This window comes from Kitasatospora sp. NPDC059577 (genome assembly GCF_042735475.1).
In the GTDB taxonomy this organism is placed as follows: Bacteria; Actinomycetota; Actinomycetes; order Streptomycetales; family Streptomycetaceae; genus Kitasatospora.
In genome coordinates, this window is sequence record NZ_JBHWBZ010000018.1 from 47,620 (window position 1) to 54,065 (window position 6,446).

General features: G+C 75.0%; 6 protein-coding genes. 5 read left to right on the forward strand and 1 reads right to left on the reverse strand.

Annotated elements, in window-relative coordinates:
• The first annotated feature begins 264 nt into the window (after positions 1–264).
• Genes ACFV0O_RS16855 through ACFV0O_RS16870 form a run of 4 tightly spaced genes read left to right on the forward strand, consistent with a single transcriptional unit; the run spans position 265 to position 4,630 of the window.
• Positions 265–1,218 carry an alkaline phosphatase family protein gene (locus tag ACFV0O_RS16855; protein WP_380342167.1) on the forward strand — a complete coding sequence of 318 codons (954 nt, stop codon included), beginning with the start codon at positions 265–267 and terminating at the stop codon, positions 1,216–1,218.
• A 5-nt stretch (positions 1,219–1,223) separates the two neighbouring features.
• The gene (locus tag ACFV0O_RS16860; protein ID WP_380341993.1) at positions 1,224–2,639 is read left to right on the forward strand and encodes an MFS transporter; all 1,416 of its coding nucleotides are present in this window, start codon (positions 1,224–1,226) and stop codon (positions 2,637–2,639) included.
• Between the two features lie 2 nt (positions 2,640–2,641).
• Positions 2,642–3,667, forward strand: a complete 1,026-nt coding sequence (locus tag ACFV0O_RS16865; RefSeq protein WP_380342169.1) for a TolB family protein — start codon at positions 2,642–2,644, stop codon at positions 3,665–3,667.
• A 51-nt stretch (positions 3,668–3,718) separates the two neighbouring features.
• Entirely contained in the window at positions 3,719–4,630 is a 912-nt protein-coding gene (locus ACFV0O_RS16870; RefSeq protein WP_380341997.1) for a hypothetical protein, read from the forward strand.
• Between the two features lie 85 nt (positions 4,631–4,715).
• Here ACFV0O_RS16870 and ACFV0O_RS16875 read toward each other — a convergent pair whose 3' ends face one another.
• Complete coding sequence (locus ACFV0O_RS16875) at positions 4,716–5,669, reverse strand: EamA family transporter (RefSeq protein ID WP_380342000.1); 954 nt, start codon at positions 5,667–5,669, stop codon at positions 4,716–4,718.
• 136 nt (positions 5,670–5,805) lie between these two features.
• On the opposite strand from ACFV0O_RS16875, the gene ACFV0O_RS16880 reads away from it, so the two are divergent.
• Positions 5,806–6,318, forward strand: a complete 513-nt coding sequence (locus ACFV0O_RS16880; protein WP_360255743.1) for a MarR family transcriptional regulator — start codon at positions 5,806–5,808, stop codon at positions 6,316–6,318.
• Positions 6,319–6,446: the final 128 nt, after the last annotated feature.

Consider the following 6,446-nt stretch of genomic DNA (forward strand, 5'->3'; position numbering starts at 1 on the left):
CGTGGGGGGGGGGGGGGGGGGGGGGGGGGGGGGCGGCCGGGGGGGGGGGGGGGGGGGGGGGGGGGGGGGGGGGGGGGGGGGGGGGGCGCCCGGGGGGGGGGGGGGCCCCGCCCCCCCCCACGTCCACGAACCGGATGGCCCGCTCGCGGCAGCTGTTCGTCTGTTCTTCACTTGTCTTGTGCCGTACACGACACCGCCGCGCTCCTACTGTTTTCGGCGCTCCCGCCCCGGCAGCCCCGACCTCCGGAGGACCCCATGGCCTTCATGCGACCGCGCACCCCCGGCGCCCCCGCCCCCGCCTCCACGCCCGCCCCGGCCACCCGTACCCCCGCGCCCGCCCGCCGCCGCAGGCTCCGCCCGCTGACCGCCCTCGCCACCGGCCTCGGCCTGGTCGCCGGCTCGCTCGGCCTCTGGGCCGCCGGCGGCAACGCGGCCGCCGACACCGCCGGCGGCCTGCCCGCGCCGGACCACGTGGTCGTCGTCGTGCTGGAGAACCACGCCTACTCCCAGGTCATCGGCAGCCCCGACGCCCCGTACATCAACGGCACCCTGGTGGCCGGCGGCGCGCACCTGACCCAGTCCCACGCGCTCACCCACCCCAGCCAGCCCAACTACTACGCGCTGTTCTCCGGCAGCACCCAGGGCATCGTCGACGACAGCTGCGTGGACGTCGGCGCGCTGCAGGCGCCCAACCTGGCCTCCGAACTGCTCGCCGCCGGCCAGAGCTGGGCCAGCTACAACGAGGGCCTGCCCGCCCAGGGCGCCACCGACTGCCGCGTCGACAACTACGCGCAGAAGCACAACCCGTGGTTCGGCTTCGGCAACGTGCCCACCGACAGCGCGAACACCATGGACGCGTTCCCGACCGACTTCAGCACCCTGCCCAAGGTCTCCTTCGTCACCCCGGACCTCTGCGACGACATGCACGACTGCTCCGTCGGCACCGGCGACTCCTGGCTGCAGAGCAACCTCGACGGCTACGCGCAGTGGGCCAAGAGCCACAACAGCCTCCTCGTCGTCACCTTCGACGAGGACGACAGCCTGTCCGGCAACCGGATCCCGACCCTGGTCTACGGCGCCCACGTCGCCTCGGGCAGCAGCACCGCCACCAGCTACAACCACTACGACGTGCTGCACACCCTGGAGGACCTGGCCGGCCTGACCGCCCACGCGGGCAACTCGGCCGGCGCCACCGACATCACCGGCATCTGGAACTGACGCCCGTGTACGTCGCGGACTCCCGCACATCGAAGCCACCCGTTGCACCGGTCACCGGACCGGTGCGGCGGGGCGTCGTACCCGGGACGGTGCTCGCCCTCGGCGCCGTCAGCCTGGTCACCGACGTCTCCTCCGAGATGGTCACCGCCGTCCTCCCCCTCTACCTGCTCACCGGGCTCGGCCTCTCCCCGCTCGGCTTCGGCCTGCTCGACGGCATCCAGAACGGCTTCAGCGCCCTCGTGCGCCTGGCCGGAGGCCACCTCGCCGACCGCCGCGGCCGCGACGGCGCCGCCCGGCACAAGACCGTCGCGGCCGTCGGGTACGGGCTCTCCGCGCTCTGCCGGCCGCTGCTGCTGCTCGTCCACACCGTGCCGCTGATCGGCGCGGTGATCGCCGTCGACCGCACCGGCAAGGGCCTGCGCACCGCCCCCCGGGACGCGATGATCTCGCTCGCCACCGAACCCGCCCACCGCGGACGGGCGTTCGGCGTGCACCGGGCGATGGACACGGCCGGCGCCCTGCTCGGCCCGCTCACCGCCTTCCTGGTGCTGCGCCTGGCGGGCGGTCCGATGCTCGCCGACGGCGGCGAACACCACGGCTACGACGCGGTGTTCACGGTCAGCGCGTGCGTCGCCGCCTTGGGCGTACTGATCCTGCTGCTGTTCGTGCCGAACCGGCAGCGGCCCGAGGACCCGTCCGCTCCCGCCCCCACGCTGCGCGACAGCCTCACCCTGCTGCGCCTGCCCGGACTCCGGCGGCTCACCCTCTGCGCCGTCCTGCTCGGGCTGACCACCGTCAGCGACTCCTTCCTGTACCTGCTCGTCCAGCGCCGGCTGGGCCTGTCCGTGAACCTCTTCCCGCTGCTGCCCCTCGGCACGGCCGCCGCCTTCCTGCTGCTCGCCGTCCCGCTCGGCGCGCTCGCCGACCGGATCGGCCGCCACCGGCTGTTCCTCGCCGGGCACGGCGTGCTGCTGCTCGGGTACGGGGTGCTGCTCTCGCCGCTGCGCGGGCTGCCGGCGGTGGTCTGCGTGCTGGTGCTGCACGGCGCGTTCTACGCGGCCACCGACGGCGTGCTCGCCGCCGCGGCCGCCGACGCCGTACCGGCCGAGCAGCGCGGCGCCGGGCTCGCCCTGGTCGGGACCGGGCAGGCGTCGGCCCGGTTCGCCTGCTCGCTGCTGTTCGGCGCACTGTGGGGCGCGGTCGGCGGCCCGTCGGCGCTGGGCTGGTCGGCCGGGGCGCTGGCGCTGTGCGTGCTCGGGGCGGCGGCGGTGCTGCGCCCGTCCGAACCCCTGGCCGTGCCCGGCGCCGCACCCCTTGCCGTACCCGGCGCCGCACCCCTTGCCGCGTCCGGTGCCGCACCCCTGGCCGTGCCCGACCCCGAGGGCGGTGCCGCACCCGCGGCCGCCGAGGAGAGCCCGTGAACCTGCAGAACCGGACCAGGGTGATCATCCTGCTGGTCGCCGTCGTGCTGCTCGGCACGGTCGGTACCGGCGCCGTCCTGTACGCCGCCGACCGCACCGCCCGCCGGGACCAGGTCCAGCCCGGCGGGCCCCCCGTCGCATCCGGCACCGTGTCCCTCCGGACGCCGGAGAGCGGACGGCAGCTGCTGTTCCGCAACATGGCCTGGGGCCCGCACCGGGACGAGATCACCGCCGTCCCCGCCGACCGGCCCGACGGCCCCCGTACCGCCTCCGGCGTCCAGTGCCTGCGCTTCCACGCCGCCGCCGGCACCGGCATCTGCCTCCAGGCCCAGCACGGTGCGCTGGATGACACCTACCGGGCCGTCATCCTCGACGACCACCTGCGCGAACGGCGCTCCTTCCCGGCCGCCGGCATCCCCACCCGCTCCCGGGTCTCGCCGTCCGGGCACCTCGCCGCCTGGACGGTCTTCGTCAGCGGCGACTCGTACGCGGGCAGCGACTTCTCCACCCGCACCTCGATCGTGGACGTCCGGGACTGGAACCTCCGGGAGAACCTGGAGGACTTCGCGGTGATCCTGGACGGCCACCCGTACCAGGCCCACGACATCAACATCTGGGGCGTCACCTTCGCCGACGACAACACCTTCTACGCCACCGTCGCCAGCGCCGGACAGACCCACCTCGTCCGCGGCGACCTCACCGCCCGCACCCTCACCGCCCTGCACGACAACGTCGAGTGCCCCTCGCTCTCCCCGGACGGCACCCGGATCGCCTACAAGAAGCGCGTCCCCGGCCTCCCCGCCGACGCACCGTGGCGGCTGTACGTGCTCGACCTCGCCACCATGACCGAGACCGCCACCGCCGAGCAGCGCGAGATCGACGACCAGGCGCTCTGGTCCGGCGACGGCACCCTGGTCTACGCCCTGCCCGGCGACTACGGCGCCGACCTGTGGACCGTCCCGGCGGACGGCTCGGGCAGCCCCCGGACGGTCACCAAGGCCGCGGTGGCCCCCGCCTACCTGGGCTGAGGAACTCTCGGATACGGTCCCACGTCGAGCACAGTGTGACGTCCTGATCGAATGTCCGGATCGAACGTCCTGATCGATGGGGAGCGAGCAACCGTGGACGGCATCCCGCCCGAGCGCATGGTGACGGACTCCTGGCCCGCCCTGCACGGCCGTCCGGTCCTGCGGCGCACCGTCGCCGTCGGGCTGGTCCTGTGCGTGTCCGTCGCCGCCGCCCTCGTGGTGCGCGGCGTCAACGCGCTCACCGTCGGCCGCACCGGCCACGAGACCGACCGCGACCGCGCCGAACGCCTGGCCGGCCTCCACGCCGACCAGCACCCCGGCGTCGGCCGGTACTACGTCCCGGTCGGCGCCGTCTACACCCACACCTCCGACGGCGCCCCCGTCGCCTATCTGCACTACCGCCTCGGCGGCGGCAAGGCCCCCGGCATCGGGGACTTCCTCAGCGCCTACGACCTCCCGACGCCCGGCCCCGCCGCACCCCTCCCGCCCGACCTCGTCGCCGCCCTCGGCGGCGACGAGCCGGCCGAGGCCCCGGAACTCCCCGAGGGCCCACCGGCCCCGGCCGCGCCGAGCGGCTCCCCGTCCGCCGATCCCTCCACCGTCCCGGCCGCGTCCTCGCCCTGCTCCCCGCCGTCGGCCGTCCCGGCCCCTCCCGGCGGGGACGCGCCCACGCTCTCCCCGGCCCCCGAGGCCGCCCCCGATCCCGACGAGGACGCCGACGCCGACGCCGAGGCGGCAGCCGAGGCCGGCTCCGGGGCCGGCTCCGGGGCCGAACCGGAGTCCGTCCCCACGCCCGGGGCACCGCCCGCCGTCATCGCCCCCACGGCGACGCCCACGCCCACCCCGACGGCCACCCCGACCCCGACGGTCACCCACGCCCCCAGCGCCCGCCGCATCTACGTGGCCGCCATCCCCGGCGGCCTCTCCGGCGCCGCCGACATCTACATCCGCGCCACCGGCTGACTCCCCGGCCGGCGGTGCGGCAGGCACGCCGCTGCCCCGCCGAGCGGTGCTCGGCGGGGCAGCGTGAGGGGTGCGGCGGAACCGGTCAGCGGGTGCCGGCCGGGGCCGGTACGGGAGCCGGTGCGGCAGCCGCCGTGGGGGCCGGGGCCGGGACTCCGGCCGGGGCCGGGGCTGCCGGGGTGGGGCGGGCGGGGGCCTGGCCGGCGACCAGGGCGCCGAGGGCGACGAGGAGGCCGAGGACCTGCCAGGGGGTGAGGGTCTGGCCGAGGACGACGAGGCCGCCGATCGTGGCGACGACCGGGTTGATCAGGCCGAGGAACGAGGCCGGGCCGGCGCCGAGGTGGGCGATGCCCCGGAACCAGAGGACGTAGCCGAGGGCGGTGCCGAACAGGCCGAGGTAGGCGAAGCCGGCCAGGTTGGTGGCGGTGAGGGCCGGCGGGGCGCCCTCGACCAGGGCCGCGAGCGGGACCAGGAAGACCGAGCCGGCGAGCAGCTGCCAGGCGGTGAGGTCGAGCAGGGTGGCGCCCTCGGGGCGGCCCCAGCGGCGGGTGAGGACGGTGCCCATGGCCATCAGCGAGATCCCACCGACCATCGCGGCGATCCCGACGCCGTCCAGACTCGCCCCGCTCTTGAGTACCAGGAGTGCCACGCCGCCGACCCCGGCCAGTCCGGCGAGCAGCGCTCGCCGTCCGGGCCGGACGCCGAGCACGCCGATGGAGAATCCGGCGACGAGCAGCGGCTGGATGGCCCCGATGGTGGCGGCGACGCCGCCGGGCAGCCGGTAGGCGCCGACGAACATGAGCGGGAAGAACAGCCCGATGTTGAGCATCCCGAGCACCGCGGCACGTCCCCACCAGCGGCCCCTGGGCAGCTTGCGGCCGATCAGCAGCAGCAGAATCCCGGCCGGCAGTGCCCGCAGTGCGGCGAGCAGCAGCGGGCGGCCTTCGGGCAGCAACTGGGTGGTGACCAGGTAGGTCGTGCCCCAGGCGGCCGGGGCGAGTGCGGCGGTGGCGGCGATCCCTGCGCGCTTGCGGTCCATGGCGACCATCCCCTCAACGTTGATTATCTGAACGTTGAGATAAGTTCTACGCGCCGAAGTAGGTGAACGTCAAGTATCTGAAGGTTAAGATATTTCCCGAGGGTCCCGGCAGGCGGAACCAGGAAGGCGGCAGACCATGCAGCAGCGCGACACCGTCGACGACATCGTCGAGCAGTGGGCCAGGGCCCGTCCCGACCTGAATCCGGAGCCCATGGCCCTGATCGGCCGGCTGCGGCGGCTCAACGTCAGGGTCGACACCGCCCTGCGCGAGTACTTCACCGCCTGCGGCCTCGACTCCTCCGAGTTCGATGTCCTGGCCACCCTGCGCCGCTCCGGGGAGCCCTACGAGCTCAACGCCCGCGCCCTCCTCAAGTCCGCGATGGTCACCTCCGGCGCCATCACCAACCGGGTCGACCGGCTGGTGGCCAAGGGCCTGGTCGAGCGCAATCCCTGCCCGGACGACCGCCGCGCCGTCCTCGTCCGCCTCACCCCGGCCGGCAAGGACCTGATCGACGGCGCCCTGGAAGGCCACGTCCGCAACGAGGAACGCATCCTCGCCGCGCTCGACGACGACGAGCGCGCCCGGCTCGACGGCCTGCTGCGCAAGCTCCTCATCGCGCACGGCGACACCGAGACGCTCCTCGGCTGAGCGTCCCGCCGGCCGGGCCGGGGCCCGGGCGGGCGGGCCCCCCCCCCGCCCCCGCCCGGGGGGGGGGGGGGGGGGGTTGTGTTTATAAAATATTGCTGGGGGCGGGAATTTTATGGTTATTTTTGTGT

What these genes read in the sequence shown, in the direction of transcription:
- ACFV0O_RS16875 (WP_380342000.1), bottom strand. Translation starts at nt 5,669, where the DNA reads ATGGACCGCAAGCGCGCAGGGATCGCCGCCACCGCCGCACTCGCCCCG.
- ACFV0O_RS16870 (WP_380341997.1), top strand. Translation starts at nt 3,719, where the DNA reads ATGTCCGGATCGAACGTCCTGATCGATGGGGAGCGAGCAACCGTGGAC.
- ACFV0O_RS16880 (WP_360255743.1), top strand. Translation starts at nt 5,806, where the DNA reads ATGCAGCAGCGCGACACCGTCGACGACATCGTCGAGCAGTGGGCCAGG.
- ACFV0O_RS16855 (WP_380342167.1), top strand. Translation starts at nt 265, where the DNA reads ATGCGACCGCGCACCCCCGGCGCCCCCGCCCCCGCCTCCACGCCCGCC.